Here is a 15,642-nt window from a genome sequence, read left to right as displayed (position 1 = left end):
GCTTCTTTCAGCCGGTGGAACAGTGCGTCAACAACACTATTTTCCCAGCCCAGAAGCACCTTTCGTCGCTTTAACACACCCGACGGGCCCCACCCTCATGAAAACCCCGGGCTAGTGCTCAGCGCAGACTTTTCGTGGCTCGCTTTTCCCCTGTTTTTTCTTCACCTTCATCTGCTTCATACCAGGCACGCGATTGTTGCCGTCCTCCTGATGACCGGTGCGGTGTCGGCGGCCCAATGGAACCACAGTGGTGAACTGCATGCGGCAATGATTATCGGGCCCGGGCTTGGTGCCGTCTTTGCCGTGGTCATGGCGATGGTCTACGAAAGCCTCTACTCCGAGGGAGTCAACCAGCGCCGAGCACTGGATGAACTACGCAACACCAGAGCGGCCCTTGCCCGAACCCAACATGAATCGGGGGTCCTCGCTGAACGTGAGCGTCTGGCTCGGGAAATTCACGACACCCTGGCGCAAGGGCTCTCCAGTATTGTTCTGATTTCCCGCGCCGCTGAAACGTCGCTCGAGGCCGGGTCAACCGCGCTCACGAAGGAAAGAATTCGCACCATTCAGGTGACGGCCTCAGAGAACCTCGACGAAGCACGACGTTTTGTCCGCGGCCTGAGCTCCAACAATGCCAACGCTGACTCACTCGTGACCCGGCTACGCCGAATCTGCGCCACGGCCGAACGTCAGGCCGCAGCGCACGGTTCATCCCTGAGGTGCCGGTTTGAGCTCGACGGCGAACCTGTCCAGTTGCCCCCACCGTATGAAGTCGCCCTCCTGCGAGCCGCCCAATCCACCCTTTCCAACGTTGATCAGCACGCCCAGGCCAGCACCGCCGTCGTGACGCTCGGGTTCCTCGGACCGGATGTCACCCTGGATGTTTACGACAACGGCACCGGATTCGATGCCCCGGCTACCCTCTCAGACCCGCCGCTTCGGTCCGACGGCACAGGATTCGGCTTGCAATCTGTGCGCCAACGGGTCACCTCCATGGGTGGGGTGGTGGACATTGAGTCAACCGTTGGTGAAGGGACAGTTGTCGCTATCCGTCTTCCCCTGGCCCCTTTCGACAACGAAGAATCCCATGCCTGAGATCAGGGTTCTCCTCGTCGATGATCACCCAGTGGTTCGTGCCGGGCTAAGAGCCATGCTCAGCGATTTCGAAGGCATCACGGTGGTTGCGGAGGCCTCCGACGGGGCCGAAGCGTTGTCTGCCCTCAGCCGGGCGACGAGTCTGGCCGAGCCGGTGGATGTTGTTCTCATGGACCTGCAGATGGGCGCTGGAATGGATGGTGTAACGGCTACCCGGGAAATCAGGAAGCTCGATTCCGCACCACCCGTGCTCATTCTGACGACGTACGATTCGGATGCCGATATCATGGCCGCGGTCGAGGCCGGGGCCAGCGGATACATGCTGAAGGACGCGCCGCCGGAACAAATCCGCCAGGCCGTGCAATCCGCCGCGGCAGGCCAGACCGCGCTCGCCCCTCAGGTGGCAGCCCGACTGATGGGGCGGATCCAAAATCCCGCACCCTCGTTGAGCAGCCGGGAGGTGCAAATCCTTGGTCTCCTCGCGACCGGAATGACGAACCGTCAAATTGCCAAAGACCTCTTCATCAGTGAAGCCACGGTCAAAACCCACCTCGTCCACATTTACGAGAAGCTAGGCGTCGACAACCGCACAGCAGCTATTTCCGCTGCGAGGAAACAACGAGTCATCCGCACCTAAGGTTTGTCGCGGATTGCCTACTGCCGACCAACGCAGGGCCCGTAATACCGGCACCAGTGGCGTCCCCGCCCACTGGCACCGGCAGTCTGCGGACGTTGAGTTACACGTTGTGCGACTTCGGTGCCCCCATCCCGGGATCAATTTGATGTGGGCCGGAGGCCGAGGGGCGGACATCGAAGTGGAAGATCGACGTCGGGAGGTACACCGTTGAGCAGGAGTTGGGGATATCCACCACACCGGACAGCCTGCCCTCAATCGGCGCCGACCCCAGCAGCAGGTAGGCCTGCTCCGGGCTGTAGCCGAACTTGGTGAGGTAGTCGATGGCGTGCAGGCAGGCCCGCTGATAGGACAGATGGGAGTCGAGATAGTGCTGCTTCCCATCCAGGGTTACCGAGGTGCCGGAGAACGCAATCCATTCGTTGTAGCGGGGGTCGACGATGCCCGGCATGAAAATGGCGTTCTCGCTCACCCCGTAGGTTTCCATTCCGCCCTTGATGACATCGACCCGGAGGTCGATGAAACCGCCCATCTCGATGGCACCACAGAAGGTGATTTCGCCGTCGCCCTGGGAGAAGTGGAGATCTCCCAGTGACAGGTTCGCCCCGTCCACGAATACAGGGTAAAAGATCCTGGTCCCCTTCGACAGATTTTTGATGTCCTGGTTGCCGCCGTTTTCCCGGGGCGGCGCTGTGCGCGCAGCCTCCCCCGCAACCCGATCAAACTCCGACGCCGCAAGGCCGCCGAGCACCGCGAATTGCGGCTCGGGCGGGAGGGCCAACGGCGGTACCCGGTTGGGATCGGTGGCGATCAGGTCACCCTCGCGCTTGTTCCACTTGGCAAGGAGCTCGGCGGATGGAGCGGTTCCCATCAGGCCCGGGTGGATCAGCCCCACATAGGAGACCTCGGGTACGTGCCGTGAGGTGGCCACCTGGCCGGAGAAGTCCCAGATCGCCTTATAGGCGTCGGGAAACTGCTCGGTGAGAAAGCCGCCGCCGTTGTTCCGCGAGAAGATGCCGGTGTACCCCCAGCCTTGCCCGGCCAGCGGACCGGAGTCTTCCTGCGGGATCGGTCCGACGTCGAGAATGTCGACGACCAGGAGGTCGCCGGGCTTTACGCCTTCGACGGCGAAGGGGCCGCTGAGCTTGTGGACAGTCATCAGGGGTGCGTTGAGGATGTCGTCGGCGGAGTCATCGTTGACGATCGCGCCGTCGAACCACTCTCGGCAGTGGACCCTGAAGGAGTCGCCCGGTTTGACGGTCGCCACCGGGGGGATCTCCGGGTGCCACCGGTTGTGGCCAATCTTTTCCTGATCCTCGAACTTCTTGGCGGAGTCGAGTGGAAATATGACGTCGGGCATTTCATCTCCTCTGGGTTGGCCGCACACCGTGGGTCAGGGACGCGGCAGCTTACTGTGAAGTGGATTGGTCGTGTAGGGCTGGCTCTTGCGTTTGGATCTGGACGGCAACGCCCCGCTGACCACCGCCGGTTCTGAGGCGCTACGTTCCGATGAATCAATGAGCTGGAAGGCCGACGAGCCGGCCTTGGACAGGTTGGGCGCGCTCATCTTCCGTCGGGACGCGCCCCCACAGGTAGGACAGGATTGCTGATCGGAGGCCGCGCTCATCGGGCTGATGACCTCGAAGATGCTGCATTCGGGGCACCGGTATTCGTAGATCGGCATCGGTCAGGCTGTCCTTTCTGTGGGTTGTTTCCTACGCAGGCGCCACGGCTTGGTTTTCCTGCGACGCTTTGCCCCGCGGGATGCCTCGGCGCCCCAGGAAGAAGGCTGCGCCCAGAGCGGCTGCGGCAGCAATTGCTACCAGGACGGCGTACCCGTCATTTGTTTCGTACCTGCCGGTCAGGAGAAAGAACGCGGGAATGGTCCCGGTGATGTGCGCGACGAAGATGGTGAACCAGCCCGTGGTGAAGGTCAGTGAATCCCGCCCCAAGCCAAGCAGGAGGAAGAAGAGGAACCAGAGGACGGCCCACGTCAACCAGATCACCCCGAACACGGGGTCGCCCACCAAGGTGAACTGGAGGATGCCGATCACCACGGCGCAGGCTGCAACGAAGACGGAGAACCACCCTAGGCCTTCGCCGCTGATCCCGGTCATCTGGATTATCCCGACATAGAGATAAGTGAACCCGAACAGGTACAACCCTGCCGCACCGAAGATGATCGCCAGATCGTTGTTGGACTGAATGAGGATGATGGTCGGGAAGACTACCTGCATGACCCCGACGAAGAAGTTGAGGATGGCCGCGGACTTGCCCGGGACCAGCCCAATCAACATCAGGCCATTCATGAAGAGAACCGCGCCGACGTACAACAAACCAACACTGCTCATGGCACTCCTCGCACAACGAAGAGGGAAACTTTGAAATAGGGAAGCCACTTCGAGTCAGCCGCTGGGCTGGCACAAAGTGGCGAGAGCGATCAGAGGTATGGACTTGTGATGGAGACGTTAGTAGGGCGGAAATCTGCTGTCAATGGCTTGCTGCTTCTAGCCTCCGGCACTCTCGCCGGGGTGGGGTGCCGGGCTGGAGCTGGACTCCTGGTTGGGTGCCCGGCCCGGAACAAGTGCCCACAGCGACGGCAGCAGGATGCAAGCTCCGACGGTGTAAGCGAAGTCCTCGATGGGGGCCAGCGCCAGCCGGATGCCGAGAATGAGGTCAGGGTTGTAATCCACAATGCCAGCGGCGATCAACACGTTGTCGAACACCGCAGTTGCCAGCAGCAGCACGATCAGAGTGATTCCGATTGCCCGCCGGCTGGGAAGCAGCTGGCGTCGCGTCCGATAGGCCCAGGCTGCAATCGCCAGAATTGGAATGAAGAAGATGATGTTGAGGATTAGATATGTCACGCCGCCGCCTTTCGCTCCCGGACGGCGACCGCGCCCAGCACATTGAGGGTGGTGTAGCACAGCAGCGCGAGGAAGAACGGTTCCTCAAGGGGCAGCTCGGGGGCGAGAAGAATTCCCGTCATGAGGTCGGTAACGCCGCGAAAGAAGATCCCGAGCGCGATGCCGAAGAGGTCCCAGATGATGAAAAAGACAATCCCGAGGGTCATGGTCCAGAAGGCTTTGCGGGCGTCCCGCCAGAACGTGAGGCGAAATCTCCAATCCAGGAGCACCGAACCACCGAGCGAGAAGAGAAGCGCGCCAAGATAGACCAGACTCATGTTCCCCCGCCAGCCGTCCGCTGGTTACTGCCGGCAACCCCTAATCGTGTGCACATGTACCTTATTCTTCCCCACCGTCTAAGCGCTGACGCGCACCACCAATTCCGGAGACAGACGCAGACTCTCCGGGGCGCCCGGCGGGATCATTCAGTACCCGCAGTTAACTGCAGCGACCCTGGTGCGGGCAGCGAACGCACTCAGCTGAACCGTCGTCGTCGTCAGGTGCCCGGTTGGCGCCGCAGCCCCCAAACGCTTGACAGATTTTGCCCCTCGTCTCATATTCAAAGGGCATCAGTAACCAAAGGGGCGACCGTGACCACCAGGGCTTCAGCTCGCGAGTACCTTTCCGGGCGCCTCCGGGACATCCTCGCCTCCTATCCGAATGTGCGGGAAATACGGATGTTCGGCGGCGTCTCGTTCATGGTGAATGACCGCATGGCTGTTGCCTCCGATCGCTCCGGCGACCTACTGGTACGCGCAAACCCAGCGGAGTACGACGCCCTGCTTCGCCGCGGCGCAGTGCCGGCGCTCATGGGCAAAGAAAAACCCATGGGGCGCGGATGGCTGACAGTGTCACGCGACCAGCTCGACGACGAAGCGGAACTGGCCTACTGGGTCACCATCGGCGTCGAATCGGGAAAGATCGGCTCGGCAAACGCGTCAGGGTGACAACAGCCCTTGATCGATGCAGCAGGCAATCTTGACCATGCGGGTCGGATCACCGGCGTTCACCGCTCGCGGTCAACGATCTGACCGCCGTTGCCAGATTGCACTTATTTCAGATATGTCAGATAATAAGTGCAAGTAAAAAGAGGAGATGTTGTCATGGCGGCTCTAACAGCCATCCAAAATGTTCGAACTATCGATGTGACCACCTCGCAGAGCGAGGAAGCAAAAGAGGTATCGCGCCGCTTTGACGAAGTGGATCCTGGCGACCTTCAGATTAAGATCGAATCTTCTTCCGGGGAGGCAATTGTCGTGCCCGATGGACTCAGTGACCTGCTTCAGACTGTGGTGCGTTTGGCCGCTGCTGGCCAGCCCTTCGGTATTACCCAATTCCCAAAGGCCCTCACCAGTGTGGAAGCAGCGAAGATGCTGGGCATCTCGCGCCCTACCCTGTTGAAACTCGCTGCCTCTGGGCAGATCGCTTCTCATAAGGTGGGGTCACATACCCGTTTTAACCGGTCCGATCTTCGTTCACTGGCCGAGTCGCGCCTTGCTGATCAGAGAAAGTCCTTCGGAGATCTACTGGAATTCGAAGATTCGTTGGGATTCGACAAAGATTAGTTCTGACCATAGCCACGGCCCCCGGAACTGCATAGGCTAGCCCTTATGCAGCCGGGGGCCACGCTTATCTTCCTTGACGCGAACATCCTCTATTCGCGAACTCTTAGAGACTGGTTCGCTCTGATTGCTCTAAATTCCGGCCCCGAAGGCATCGGGTTGCGATGGAGCGAGGACGTATTAGCTGAGTGGCTCTACAATCGCCGACGTAGAAACCCCGCCGCCTCCGATCAGGACATCGGACTTTGGCGCAAGAAGTTGACCGACGCGTTTCCCGAAGCAGTGATCCGAGGCTACGATATCGACCCGACTCTCGTCGAGGGCAAAGATAAGTTTGATGCGCATGTGTTAGCTGCTGCAGATCATGGGTGCGTCGATTACCTGGTCACCAACAACTATGAAGATTTCTTTCCTTACGCGGATCTATTTGAATTCGAAACCTATGTGGCCGATGACATGCTCTGTCTCATTATGGAGCGTCGGTCAGACGCCGTGCTAGCCGCCCTAAGGATGCAGTCCCAATATTGGGGTTGTCGTGATGGCTCGAAAACACTTGTCGCTGCGTTAGTCGATGCTGGGGCACCAAACTTCGGCACACACATTCAATCGGTGCTAACCAGAATGGCAATATCGGGCGAATATTAGATCCAGGTTTCCTGGACGAGGGCGCCAGCACCGGTTTGATTGACACGCTCGCGCTCACCGTGACCTCGTCCTCCAATAGCCTTTCAGACTGTTGCAGGGTCCTTTTCTTCGTTTCGCTCCGTGGGATTGCTCCGGGGGCGAATTGTCGCCGTGGTGTTGCCGCTGGCGCTGCCCGCGCCGGGGATCACCACGTTCGATACCCGCCGCCGGCCTGAAAGCTACCGTCTGAGCGCCTTCCGGGCGAGTACGTTGCCGAGCAGCTGCACCGCCTGCACCAACAGGATGATCACGATCACCGCTGCCCAGGTGACCCAGGGGTTGAACTGCCGGTAACCGTATTGGATGGCGAAGTTGCCCAACCCGCCGCCGCCCACGTACCCGGCAACCGCTGACATGTCGACCAGCGCCACGAAGATGAACGTGTACCCGAGGATCAGCGGGCCGAGGGCTTCGGGGATAAGGATGGTCAGGATGATGCGGAGGCGCCCGGCCCCGACGGATCGCGCCGCCTCGATCACGCCGGGTTGGACAGTCAGGAGGTTCTGTTCAACAATGCGGCTGATCCCGAATGCGGCGGCCAGCGACAGGGTGAAGATGATGGCGCTGTTGCCAATTCCGGTTCCGGTGACCGCCCTGGCCAGTGGTTGTGCCGCGGCGAGGAAGATGATGAACGGGATGGGCCTGAAGATGTTCACGATGATATTCAGGGTGCTGAACACGGCGCTGTTGCCGAGGATACTGCCGGCTCGGGTGGTGTAAAGCCCGATGCCGAGCAGCAGTCCGCCGAGGCCGCCAAAGAACAGGCTGAACCCGACAATGTAGAGGGTCTCGTAAGTGGCGACCCACAGCTCCGGGGTGAGGTCAATGAGGGAATCCATCAGCTGAGCTCCTTCACAGTGATGCGACCGGACAGCCCGGTCAGCGCAGCGTCGACCGCGCCGTCGGGCCCGGTGAGTGCGAGGGTGAGATGGCCGAATGCGCGGCCCCGAATGTCGTTGATGCCGCCGTAGATCAGTTCGAACTCGACGCCGGCGGCCGCCAACTCGAGGAACACCGAGGCTTGCGAGGAGTCGCCGTCCCGGAAGGAGAAGGTGACGATCCGGCCGGTGTGCCGCTCCTGGAGAACCGCGAGTTCGTCGGGTGAGGGGATCCCCCGGACCACGGTGGAAACGAACCGTTGGGATGAGGCCTCGCGCGGATTGGAGAAGACGTCGAACACATCACCCTGCTCCACGATCCGGCCGCTGTCCATCACCGCCACCTTCGTGGCGAGGGTCTGGATGACGTCCATTTCGTGGGTGATCACCACTATGGTGATGCCCAACTCCTCATTGACCCGCCGTAGCAGGCGCAGCACCTCATGGGTGGTCTCGGGGTCCAACGCAGACGTCGCCTCATCGGCGAGCAGGATTTTTGGCGAGGTGGCGAGTGCCCTGGCGATGCCGACGCGCTGTTTCTGGCCGCCGGACAGCTGTTCGGGGTAGTTGGAGGCCTTATCGGCCAGTCCCACAAAGTCGAGGAGTTCGGTGACGCGCGCCTGGATTTCGTCGCGGCTTTTCCCAGCGACGCGCAGGGGGTAGGCGACGTTGTTCCAGACTGTTTTGGCGTTGAACAGGTTGAACTGCTGGAAGATCATCCCGATGTCGAGACGTAGTTTGCGCAGTTGCCGGTCCGGGACGTTGGTGACCTGCTGGCCGTCGACAATGATGGTGCCGCTGCTGGCCTTTTCGAGAGCGTTGATCAGGCGGACCAGGGTGCTTTTCCCGGCCCCCGAGTAGCCGATGATCCCGTAGATCTCTCCAGCCTCGATGTCGAGGCTGACGTTGTCAATCGCGTGCACGGGAGCGTCGCCGCGGCGGCCCGGAGGGAAGCTTTTGGTAACTCCCTGCAGGGAAATGAGTGGCATGGTTTTCCTTGATAAACGGCCCTGCGGCCAGCCGGGACCGCCAGCTGGCCGCAGGGCAGGGAGGGCTGGTTAGCCTTGGGCGCGGGTGTCTTCCTCGACGGTGTCGAGGGTGGTCTGCAGCTCATCGGGGGTGACCTGAAGGAACTCGGCGGTCCCGCCGGAGGTCTCCTGGACGGCGTCCTGCACCTCCTGGTTTTCCTGGTAGATGCTGATCAGCTTCTGGTACGTCTCGTTGCCCTCTTCGCCGGCGCGGGCGGCGAACACGTTCACGTACGCGACGGCGGCAGGATCGGTCGGATCGTCCTGGGCAATGGCGTCCTCGAAGTTCAGGCCAGCGTCCTGGACAAAGTCGTTATTGATGATGGCGGCGGCGACGTCGGGCAGCGAGGTGGGGGTCAGCGACGCTTCGAGCGTGGTGACGGTGACCTTGGACGCGTCCTCATCAATGTCGTCGATCGTCGAGAAGGCGCTGCCGCCGTCGTCGAGCACCACCAGACCGGCGGACTGAAGGACCAGCAGCCCGCGGGCGAGGTTGCTCTCGTCGTTGGGGACAGCAACCGTCGATCCTTCGGGGATCTCCTCCACCGACCCGTACTGGGTTGAGTACAGGCCCAGCGGGTAGATGGCCGTGGAGCCGATCGGGGCCAGCTCCTCTCCGCTGGATACGTTGTAGCGGGCCAGGTACACCAGGTGCTGGAACTGGTTGAGGTCCAGTTCACTTTCGCTTAGCGCGGGGTTGGGCTGGGTGTATTCGGCGAAGTCGATGACCTCCAGCTCGATGCCTTCCTCGGCAGCGGCCTCGGTGAGCAGGCCCCATTCCGGGTCGCTGGCGCCGACGACGCCGAGCTTGATGCTTTCATTTCCGGAACCGGACTCGCCCGAACCACCACATGCCACAGTGAGGGCGAGGAATGGGGCAACGGCGATAGTGAGAAGGGTGCGGGATTTCATGGGGGTTTTTCCTTTGAACGGGGTACGTCAGTGGGGTCCGGTCGGCCGATAACACGGGCCAGGCGTTACCACTGGACAGGCAGATAGGCAGGAGTGAAGTGCTGCGATAACTGCAGCGACATTCGGGGAGTTTCCTCGGGGTTACATGCTGGCTCGCTTCAAGATGGCGGGCGGTATCCACGACGACCCCTCGGCGGGGTCAATTCTGGATACGCCGTACTTGCCGTCCGGGGACTTGTTCCGGCGGCCGAATCTTCACCTGGAGCACCCCGCTACGGGAGAGGGTTGCTGGTCAACCGGCCAGGGCCGTTGGTTGACACTCTTGATTCTGGAGATCACGCTAAGGCAGAAAATTTGTTGGGTCAAAACCTGGCCGTTACCGGTCGTCATAAATGACTTGCGCGTACCCGTTCCGTTCATCGGTCGGGCATGCGAGGATCGCCTTCATGGATGAAGAGTCGATCACTCAGGTTCTCGAACAGTATGCTGCAGCCGTATTCGGGAAGGATGTTGATGCCCTGCTGGCCCTGTACGACGACGACGTCCGGGTTTTCGACTTATGGGACGTGTGGAGCCACCAGGGTGCAGACCCGTGGCGGGAATCAGTGGCCGGGTGGTTCGCTTCGGTGGGGGATGAGCGCGTCAGGGTGGACTTCGATGACGTTCAGACTCTGGTTACCGAGGACCTGGCAACCGTGCACGCCATCATCACCTACCGCGACATTGGGCCCGACGACGTCGAACAGGACTCCATGCAGAACCGCCTGACCTGGGTTCTGGGGCGCCGCGATGGTGACTGGAAAATTGTGCACGAGCACACGTCAGCTCCGGTCAACGGCGAGACTTTCAAGGTCAACCTGCAACGCTACTGACCAACCAGTTGGGGTTCTCCCAGGCGCATATTATCGGGCCGCGGAATGAACCACGGTTCGAGGTCCTCCGCCGACATGGGGCGGGTGTAGAAGTAGCCCTGCGCGAGGTCGCAGTCCAGCTCGGTCAGCGCGTGTAGCTGGGCTGGCATTTCAACGCCTTCGGCGACGGCGATCAGGTTCGTGGCGTGGGCGAGCTGGATGCAGGACGCAACAATCGCGTGGTCCTTGCTGTCGGTAGTGAGCCCGGCAATGAAGGAGCGGTCGATTTTCAGTTCGTCGATCGGAAAGCGCTTGAGATAGGTGAGGCTGGAATGGCCAGTACCAAAATCGTCGATTGCCAACCTGACGCCCAGGGCCTTGAGAATTTCGAGGGTCCGCAGCGCGGCAACTGGATCCGCGGTGAGCGCCGTTTCGGTGATTTCCAGGGTCAGGAGCCCCGGAGCAACACCATGGCGTTCAAGCGCTTCAGTGACCATTTCTTCGAGGCGGGGATCGCTGAGCTGGATGGCTGAGATATTGACTGACATTCGTACTGGGGGCCGTCCCGCCGCAGAGCGGTGCCATGTGGCCTGTTGCGCGACGGCAGCGTTGATCACCCAGGCTCCGAGCGGCAGGATAAGCCCGGATTCTTCGGCGAAGTCGATGAAAGCTGAAGGTGCCAGCAGGCCCTTATCGGGGTGATCCCAGCGCACCAGTGCCTCGAATCCGTTCATCTGGCCGCTGACGAGGTCAATCTGGGGCTGGAAGAAGAGGCATAACTCTCCGTCCTCGATGGCACGGCGCAGTTCACCGCGGCGATTCAGCTGGCCGTCGTCGGGATCGCTGTGCATGCTGCACTCCACCTCGCAGCGGTTACGGCCCCGCTTCTTGGCCTGGTGCAGTGCCGCGGCAGCCCGACCCACCAGCCGGTCAGGGTTGTCAGTTTCGCTGGCCATCGAAACGCCAATACTGACCGTGATTTCAATGCTGGTCCCGCCAACCGCCATCGGCGCGCTCAGGGCCTCCAATAGCTCGGCGGCCACCGACTGCGCCTCCCCGGCGTCGGCGAAGTCAGCCAGTACCGCAAATTCGACACCCGACAACCGAGCGACGACTGCAGATGGATGCACCGCGGCACGGATCCGCTGCGCGACGATACTCAGAGTCTCATCCCCAGCAGCGATCCCCAGACCGACATTGACCGTCCGGAAGAAATCCAGGTCCACGATCAATAGTCCTCGGCGCTGTTTCCTGCCGGCCCGCTTTGCAAGGCAGAGCTGAAGCTCCGCCAGAAATCCACCCCGATTGAGCAATCCGGTGAGCGAATCATGGGTCATCAAATAATCGAAGCTAACCTTTGCCTGTGCAGGATTTCTGGCCTGTTCAAGGACACAGCTTCGCACTTCGGCGAGCGCCCGTGTGTAAGAACTGCTGTGATCAGACGCCAACTCTTCATCGGTCAGGCCGGTGGGGGTTTCGTCGATTGATGAATGGCTATTGGTGCTTGGTACTGGATCGAGCATGGGGGCGATTCGCTTTCCTGGTCATTCGACCGGAGTCTAAGGTTCAGCGACCGGGATATCTCAGGCCACAGAGTATTGCCTAGAAGGGCTTCGCTATCTACCAAGCCGCGTTGCGGATACAGGGTAGTCGCTTGTGAGCCTGCAGGACGGAAGTGGTCAACGGGAATGGCTGAATCCCATGAGAGCCTTCTTTCGTTCGAAACGGATGGAAGAGATCACGGCGTGCGCCAAAGCGTCCGATTTGCCAAATAATCGTTATTCTTCACAATTCCGATTCCTATTTCAGTGTAACCGCGACTTGAAACAAAGTCGGCTTATTTCGTTGATCCTGTGGCAATCCTGCGCGGCTCCTCGCTTCGGTCCCCTCCCAAAAGGAATACCCGGTTTCAGGACTCCTACAATCGCCCGTTCGGGAACACGGCTTTGCCTAACGAGTTCCGCACGGCTTGCCCGGTCCGGTGGGCAATTCAGGCAGCGGTGGGCAACTTTTCCCTCACCGATCTCCGGGTAGACCCCCTTTGTCTGGATTGCTCACCGCGACGAGACTCTTGACGCCGCCACTCGCGCGGCGGAAGAGGAGGGAGGCTACTTTGCACCGGAAACCACGGCTAGGCCTTCGCCTCCTTCGCCGCTGCCTTCGCCGCACGCTTGGTTTCACGCACCTTCGTGAGGGATTCGGGGTCCACGATGTCGGCGACTGAGCGGTAACTGCCCTCCTCGCCGTACGCGCCCGCGCTCTCACGCCAGCCGTCGCCGTCGTACCCGTATTGCTTGCCCAACAGTGCAAGGAAGATTCGGGCCTTCTGTTCCCCAAAACCGGGCAGTGCCTTGAGCCGCTTATAGACCTCGGCACCGTCGGGGTTGTCCCTCCTCCAGATTTGGGACGCGTCGCCATCCCAGTCGTCGAGCAAAGTGGCGCACAGCGTCTGGATTCGCGCGGCCATGTTCCCCGGGTAGCGGTGCACGGCGGGCGGCGTGCGGCAGAGTTCAACGAATTCGTCGGGATCCTTGTGGGCGATCGTCTCCGCGTTGAACGCGCCCAGCCGGTCCTTGATCTTGGCCGGGCCAGCGAAAGCCGTTTCCATCGCCACCTGCTGGTCCAGCAGCATCCCGATCAGCAGGGCTAGAGGCTCCTCGGAGAGCAACCTGTCGGCGGCGGGATCGTCGGTGATGTTCAGGTGCGCAGTCATAGCCCCGAGTTTAACGCGAGAACCCCCGGCAGGAGTAGCTCCTGCCGGGGGTTCACTAACGCGAAACGCTAGTTCAGCGTTGAGGTGTCGATGACGAAGCGGTAGCGGACGTCCGAGGCGAGGACGCGCTCGTAGGCTTCGTTGATCTTGTCTGCGGAGATGACCTCCACCTCGGCGCCCAGGTGGTGCTCGGCGCAGAAGTCCAGCATTTCCTGGGTTTCCCGGATGCCACCGATCAGGGAGCCGGCGAACGAACGGCGGCCACCGATCAGGGCGAATGCGTTGACGGGCAGCGGCTCGGCCGGCGCTCCAACGTTGACGAGCGCGCCGTCGAGAGCCAGCAGACCCAGGTAGTCACTGATGGGGAGGGTGGCACTCACCGTGTTGATGATCAGGTCGAAGGAGCCGGCGAGGTCGGAGAAGGTGTTCTCGTCACTGGTGGCGTAGTAGTGCTTGGCCCCCAGACGCAGCCCGTCTTCCTGCTTCTTCAGTGACTGCGAAAGCACCGTTACCTCGGCGCCCATCGCTGCGGCCAGCTTCACGGCCATGTGGCCGAGTCCGCCCAGGCCTACGATTGCAACCTTCTTGCCTGGTCCGGCGCCCCAGCGTTTCAGAGGCGAGAACGTGGTGATGCCAGCGCACAGGAGCGGTGCGGCGACGTCGAGGTCGATACCTTCGGGAATCCGGATAACGAAGTCCTCGGTGACGACAATGTGGGTGGAGTAGCCACCCTGGGTGATGGAGCCGTCGCGGTCCTTGGCGCCGTAGGTGCCGGTGTTGCCCTTGAGGCAGTACTGCTCCTCGCCGGCTTCACAGTTCTTGCACTCGCCGCAGGAGTTGACCATGCAGCCGACGCCCACGCGGTCGCCGACGGAGTGCTTGGTGACGTTGGAGCCGACCTCGGTGACGATCCCGGCGATCTCGTGTCCTGGCGCCAACGGGTAGGTCTGGGGTCCCCAGTCACCGCGGACGGTGTGGATGTCGGAGTGGCAGATTCCTGCGAACTTGATGTCGATCAGCACATCGTCGGGGCCGACGTCGCGGCGCTCGATGGTGGTGGCGATGAGGTCCTCGGACTCGGATGGCGCGGCGTAAGCGTTGACGGTCGTAGGCATAGATAAGCTCCTGCAGAATTGGTTGCGGAAAAATTTGGTCCCCCTCACCCAACGCCAGTGGACGGCGACGTATTCCTCAGCGGTGGCGTGAAACGATCAGGGCAACCGTGAAGGACGCCGGATCGTGGCCTCCCCAGCGCGGTCCGGTTCCAGTAAAACCGGGCTCACCAGTACCGCCGGACCGCGGTGCAGCGCCCCGTCCGCCAGCACCTGACAGCGCACTCCGCCTCGGCCGCGCATCGCCGCGTGGGCTCCCGGCGCCAGCATACGATCCATCCACACGCATGGATGCGCGGGCCGTCCGGCTTTCAACCGCACGACGTCGCCGGCGGACTCCAGCTCAAACTCCAGACCCAGCAGCGGATGCAGTTGGGCACCCCGCAGAATCACGTTCCGCCGGGCCAGCAACGGATCAAAAGGTTCAGCGGCCAGGCCACTGGCAATATCCTCGAGCGCTTCCACCGCCATCACCGTCACCGCGGCGTCCATGTGTGCGGCCTTGCCGAAGAACCGGTCCCCGACGATTCCCTTCCCGGCTACCAGGGCTACCCGGTCGGCGTCGGTCGTGGGCACGTCGGCGGCACCGTCGCGGGCGCGGCCAAAGTAGGCGTGGGCCGGTGAGACGAGCAGGTGCAGCACCTCGACGTCGTACCGGTAACGTTCAGTCATTGTCCAAGGCTACCGCGGAGTTGTTTTGACCTAATCAAAACAACTCCGTACAGTAGAGGTATGCCACAAGGTACCGCCTCGCAGACCCAACCCGATGCTCTTCGGGCCATTATCAGCGAGTCGGGACTGAAGGTGACTGCGCCTCGAGTGGCGGTGTTGGAGATTCTCCAGAGCGCACCCCATTCAAGTGCTGATCAGGTTTTTAATGAAGCACGAAAGAGCCTGAGCAAAATATCGGCCCAAACTATCTACGGGATTCTGGCGTCGTTCACCGGTGCCGGATTGGTCAGACGATTCGACCCGCCCAATTCTCCCGCCCTGTTCGAGTGCAGGGTGGGCGACAACCATCACCATCTGTCATGCGTTGGCTGCGGGTTGGTGCAGGATGTTGACTGCGTGATCGGCGAGGCACCATGCCTCACCCCCTCCGATGATTCAGGTTTCACCATTTACTCGGCCGAGGTCACTTTCAACGGCCTGTGTCGCACTTGCCAGACCAACGGCTCACCCGAAACCGGCTAAGCCACTTCTCATTCTCACGGCCCGCTGACGCGGCATTCCGTGATCAGTTCTGCCCAAAATCACCACTTCAACG

19 protein-coding genes and 1 riboswitch are annotated in these 15,642 nt (G+C 61.3%); of the genes, 7 read left to right on the top strand and 12 right to left on the bottom strand.

Annotated features, from left to right (window positions below):
* Positions 1-114 precede the first annotated feature (114 nt).
* Together ACX80T_RS02840 and ACX80T_RS02835 are read left to right on the top strand one after the other, a co-directional pair.
* Positions 115-1,095 carry a sensor histidine kinase gene (locus tag ACX80T_RS02840; RefSeq protein WP_459303626.1) on the top strand — a complete coding sequence of 327 codons (981 nt, stop codon included), beginning with the start codon at positions 115-117 and terminating at the stop codon, positions 1,093-1,095.
* Positions 1,088-1,732 carry a response regulator gene (locus tag ACX80T_RS02835; protein WP_024475879.1) on the top strand — a complete coding sequence of 215 codons (645 nt, stop codon included), beginning with the start codon at positions 1,088-1,090 and terminating at the stop codon, positions 1,730-1,732. The genes ACX80T_RS02840 and ACX80T_RS02835 overlap by 8 nt, the downstream gene beginning before the upstream one ends.
* Positions 1,733-1,832: 100 nt before the next feature.
* Here the strand turns inward: ACX80T_RS02835 and fmdA are convergent, their stop codons facing one another.
* The 5 genes from fmdA to ACX80T_RS02810 form a co-directional block, all read right to left on the bottom strand.
* Positions 1,833-3,089 (bottom strand): formamidase, encoded by a 1,257-nt coding sequence (gene fmdA / locus ACX80T_RS02830; protein ID WP_024475880.1) that lies wholly within the window; start codon positions 3,087-3,089, stop codon positions 1,833-1,835.
* A gap of 33 nt (positions 3,090-3,122) precedes the next feature.
* A complete protein-coding gene (locus ACX80T_RS02825; protein WP_024475881.1) occupies positions 3,123-3,413 on the bottom strand; it encodes an FmdB family zinc ribbon protein in 291 nt (96 codons plus the stop codon).
* Between the two features lie 31 nt (positions 3,414-3,444).
* The gene (locus tag ACX80T_RS02820; protein ID WP_019484186.1) at positions 3,445-4,080 is read right to left on the bottom strand and encodes an AmiS/UreI family transporter; all 636 of its coding nucleotides are present in this window, start codon (positions 4,078-4,080) and stop codon (positions 3,445-3,447) included.
* Between the two features lie 156 nt (positions 4,081-4,236).
* Entirely contained in the window at positions 4,237-4,596 is a 360-nt protein-coding gene (locus ACX80T_RS02815; protein WP_024475882.1) for a lycopene cyclase domain-containing protein, read from the bottom strand.
* Entirely contained in the window at positions 4,593-4,913 is a 321-nt protein-coding gene (locus ACX80T_RS02810) for a lycopene cyclase domain-containing protein (protein ID WP_019484184.1), read from the bottom strand. Before ACX80T_RS02810 ends, ACX80T_RS02815 begins: the two co-directional genes overlap by 4 nt.
* 312 nt (positions 4,914-5,225) lie before the next feature.
* Between ACX80T_RS02810 and ACX80T_RS02805 the strand changes: the two genes are divergently transcribed.
* The 3 genes from ACX80T_RS02805 to ACX80T_RS02795 all read left to right on the top strand — a co-directional run bounded on the left by ACX80T_RS02805 (position 5,226) and on the right by ACX80T_RS02795 (position 6,842).
* Positions 5,226-5,582 (top strand): TfoX/Sxy family protein, encoded by a 357-nt coding sequence (locus ACX80T_RS02805; RefSeq protein ID WP_024475883.1) that lies wholly within the window; start codon positions 5,226-5,228, stop codon positions 5,580-5,582.
* Positions 5,583-5,738: 156 nt separating this feature from the next.
* On the top strand, positions 5,739-6,200 hold the full coding sequence (locus tag ACX80T_RS02800; protein ID WP_019484175.1) for a helix-turn-helix domain-containing protein: 462 nt from the start codon (positions 5,739-5,741) through the stop codon (positions 6,198-6,200).
* Between the two features lie 45 nt (positions 6,201-6,245).
* Positions 6,246-6,842, top strand: a complete 597-nt coding sequence (locus ACX80T_RS02795; RefSeq protein WP_019484174.1) for a PIN domain-containing protein — start codon at positions 6,246-6,248, stop codon at positions 6,840-6,842.
* A 218-nt stretch (positions 6,843-7,060) separates the two neighbouring features.
* Here the strand turns inward: ACX80T_RS02795 and ACX80T_RS02790 are convergent, their stop codons facing one another.
* The 3 genes from ACX80T_RS02790 to ACX80T_RS02780 all read right to left on the bottom strand — a co-directional run bounded on the left by ACX80T_RS02790 (position 7,061) and on the right by ACX80T_RS02780 (position 9,699).
* Positions 7,061-7,720, bottom strand: a complete 660-nt coding sequence (locus ACX80T_RS02790; protein ID WP_019484173.1) for a methionine ABC transporter permease — start codon at positions 7,718-7,720, stop codon at positions 7,061-7,063.
* Positions 7,720-8,748 (bottom strand): methionine ABC transporter ATP-binding protein, encoded by a 1,029-nt coding sequence (locus ACX80T_RS02785; protein WP_019484172.1) that lies wholly within the window; start codon positions 8,746-8,748, stop codon positions 7,720-7,722. The genes ACX80T_RS02790 and ACX80T_RS02785 overlap by 1 nt, the downstream gene beginning before the upstream one ends.
* 69 nt (positions 8,749-8,817) lie before the next feature.
* Positions 8,818-9,699 (bottom strand): MetQ/NlpA family ABC transporter substrate-binding protein, encoded by an 882-nt coding sequence (locus ACX80T_RS02780; protein WP_019484171.1) that lies wholly within the window; start codon positions 9,697-9,699, stop codon positions 8,818-8,820.
* 211 nt (positions 9,700-9,910) lie between these two features.
* Positions 9,911-10,027, bottom strand: a riboswitch (SAM riboswitch).
* 118 nt (positions 10,028-10,145) lie between these two features.
* Here ACX80T_RS02780 and ACX80T_RS02775 point away from each other — a divergent pair.
* On the top strand, positions 10,146-10,571 hold the full coding sequence (locus ACX80T_RS02775) for a YybH family protein (RefSeq protein WP_019484169.1): 426 nt from the start codon (positions 10,146-10,148) through the stop codon (positions 10,569-10,571).
* Here ACX80T_RS02775 and ACX80T_RS02770 read toward each other — a convergent pair.
* The 4 genes from ACX80T_RS02770 to ACX80T_RS02755 form a co-directional block, all read right to left on the bottom strand.
* Positions 10,565-11,887, bottom strand: a complete 1,323-nt coding sequence (locus tag ACX80T_RS02770) for a putative bifunctional diguanylate cyclase/phosphodiesterase (RefSeq protein WP_162148017.1) — start codon at positions 11,885-11,887, stop codon at positions 10,565-10,567. The genes ACX80T_RS02775 and ACX80T_RS02770 overlap by 7 nt on opposite strands.
* A 794-nt stretch (positions 11,888-12,681) precedes the next feature.
* Positions 12,682-13,263, bottom strand: coding sequence for an HhH-GPD-type base excision DNA repair protein (locus tag ACX80T_RS02765; RefSeq protein ID WP_019484167.1), 582 nt, complete (start codon positions 13,261-13,263; stop codon positions 12,682-12,684).
* Positions 13,264-13,331: 68 nt separating this feature from the next.
* Positions 13,332-14,378: an NAD(P)-dependent alcohol dehydrogenase gene (locus tag ACX80T_RS02760; RefSeq protein WP_019484166.1), complete on the bottom strand. Its 1,047-nt coding sequence runs from the start codon at positions 14,376-14,378 to the stop codon at positions 13,332-13,334.
* Between the two features lie 96 nt (positions 14,379-14,474).
* A complete protein-coding gene (locus ACX80T_RS02755; RefSeq protein WP_019484165.1) occupies positions 14,475-15,047 on the bottom strand; it encodes an MOSC domain-containing protein in 573 nt (190 codons plus the stop codon).
* A 60-nt stretch (positions 15,048-15,107) separates the two neighbouring features.
* Between ACX80T_RS02755 and ACX80T_RS02750 the strand changes: the two genes are divergently transcribed.
* Entirely contained in the window at positions 15,108-15,569 is a 462-nt protein-coding gene (locus ACX80T_RS02750; RefSeq protein ID WP_024475884.1) for a Fur family transcriptional regulator, read from the top strand.
* Positions 15,570-15,642: the final 73 nt, after the last annotated feature.

The sequence above is a fragment of the Arthrobacter sp. Sr33 genome (genome assembly GCF_054511195.1).
The sequence above is the reverse complement of the archived record's forward strand: the minus strand, read 5'-3'. Positions and strand labels throughout refer to the sequence as shown.

Coding starts and splice junctions, on each gene's coding strand:
- ACX80T_RS02755 (WP_019484165.1), bottom strand. CDS start 15,047: ATGACTGAACGTTACCGGTACGACGTCGAGGTGCTGCACCTGCTCGTC.
- ACX80T_RS02795 (WP_019484174.1), top strand. CDS start 6,246: ATGCAGCCGGGGGCCACGCTTATCTTCCTTGACGCGAACATCCTCTAT.
- ACX80T_RS02785 (WP_019484172.1), bottom strand. CDS start 8,748: ATGCCACTCATTTCCCTGCAGGGAGTTACCAAAAGCTTCCCTCCGGGC.
- ACX80T_RS02775 (WP_019484169.1), top strand. CDS start 10,146: ATGGATGAAGAGTCGATCACTCAGGTTCTCGAACAGTATGCTGCAGCC.
- ACX80T_RS02765 (WP_019484167.1), bottom strand. CDS start 13,263: ATGACTGCGCACCTGAACATCACCGACGATCCCGCCGCCGACAGGTTG.
- ACX80T_RS02770 (WP_162148017.1), bottom strand. CDS start 11,887: ATGACCCATGATTCGCTCACCGGATTGCTCAATCGGGGTGGATTTCTG.
- ACX80T_RS02835 (WP_024475879.1), top strand. CDS start 1,088: ATGCCTGAGATCAGGGTTCTCCTCGTCGATGATCACCCAGTGGTTCGT.
- ACX80T_RS02820 (WP_019484186.1), bottom strand. CDS start 4,080: ATGAGCAGTGTTGGTTTGTTGTACGTCGGCGCGGTTCTCTTCATGAAT.
- ACX80T_RS02800 (WP_019484175.1), top strand. CDS start 5,739: ATGGCGGCTCTAACAGCCATCCAAAATGTTCGAACTATCGATGTGACC.
- fmdA (WP_024475880.1), bottom strand. CDS start 3,089: ATGCCCGACGTCATATTTCCACTCGACTCCGCCAAGAAGTTCGAGGAT.
- ACX80T_RS02780 (WP_019484171.1), bottom strand. CDS start 9,699: ATGAAATCCCGCACCCTTCTCACTATCGCCGTTGCCCCATTCCTCGCC.
- ACX80T_RS02790 (WP_019484173.1), bottom strand. CDS start 7,720: ATGGATTCCCTCATTGACCTCACCCCGGAGCTGTGGGTCGCCACTTAC.
- ACX80T_RS02825 (WP_024475881.1), bottom strand. CDS start 3,413: ATGCCGATCTACGAATACCGGTGCCCCGAATGCAGCATCTTCGAGGTC.
- ACX80T_RS02760 (WP_019484166.1), bottom strand. CDS start 14,378: ATGCCTACGACCGTCAACGCTTACGCCGCGCCATCCGAGTCCGAGGAC.
- ACX80T_RS02810 (WP_019484184.1), bottom strand. CDS start 4,913: ATGAGTCTGGTCTATCTTGGCGCGCTTCTCTTCTCGCTCGGTGGTTCG.
- ACX80T_RS02750 (WP_024475884.1), top strand. CDS start 15,108: ATGCCACAAGGTACCGCCTCGCAGACCCAACCCGATGCTCTTCGGGCC.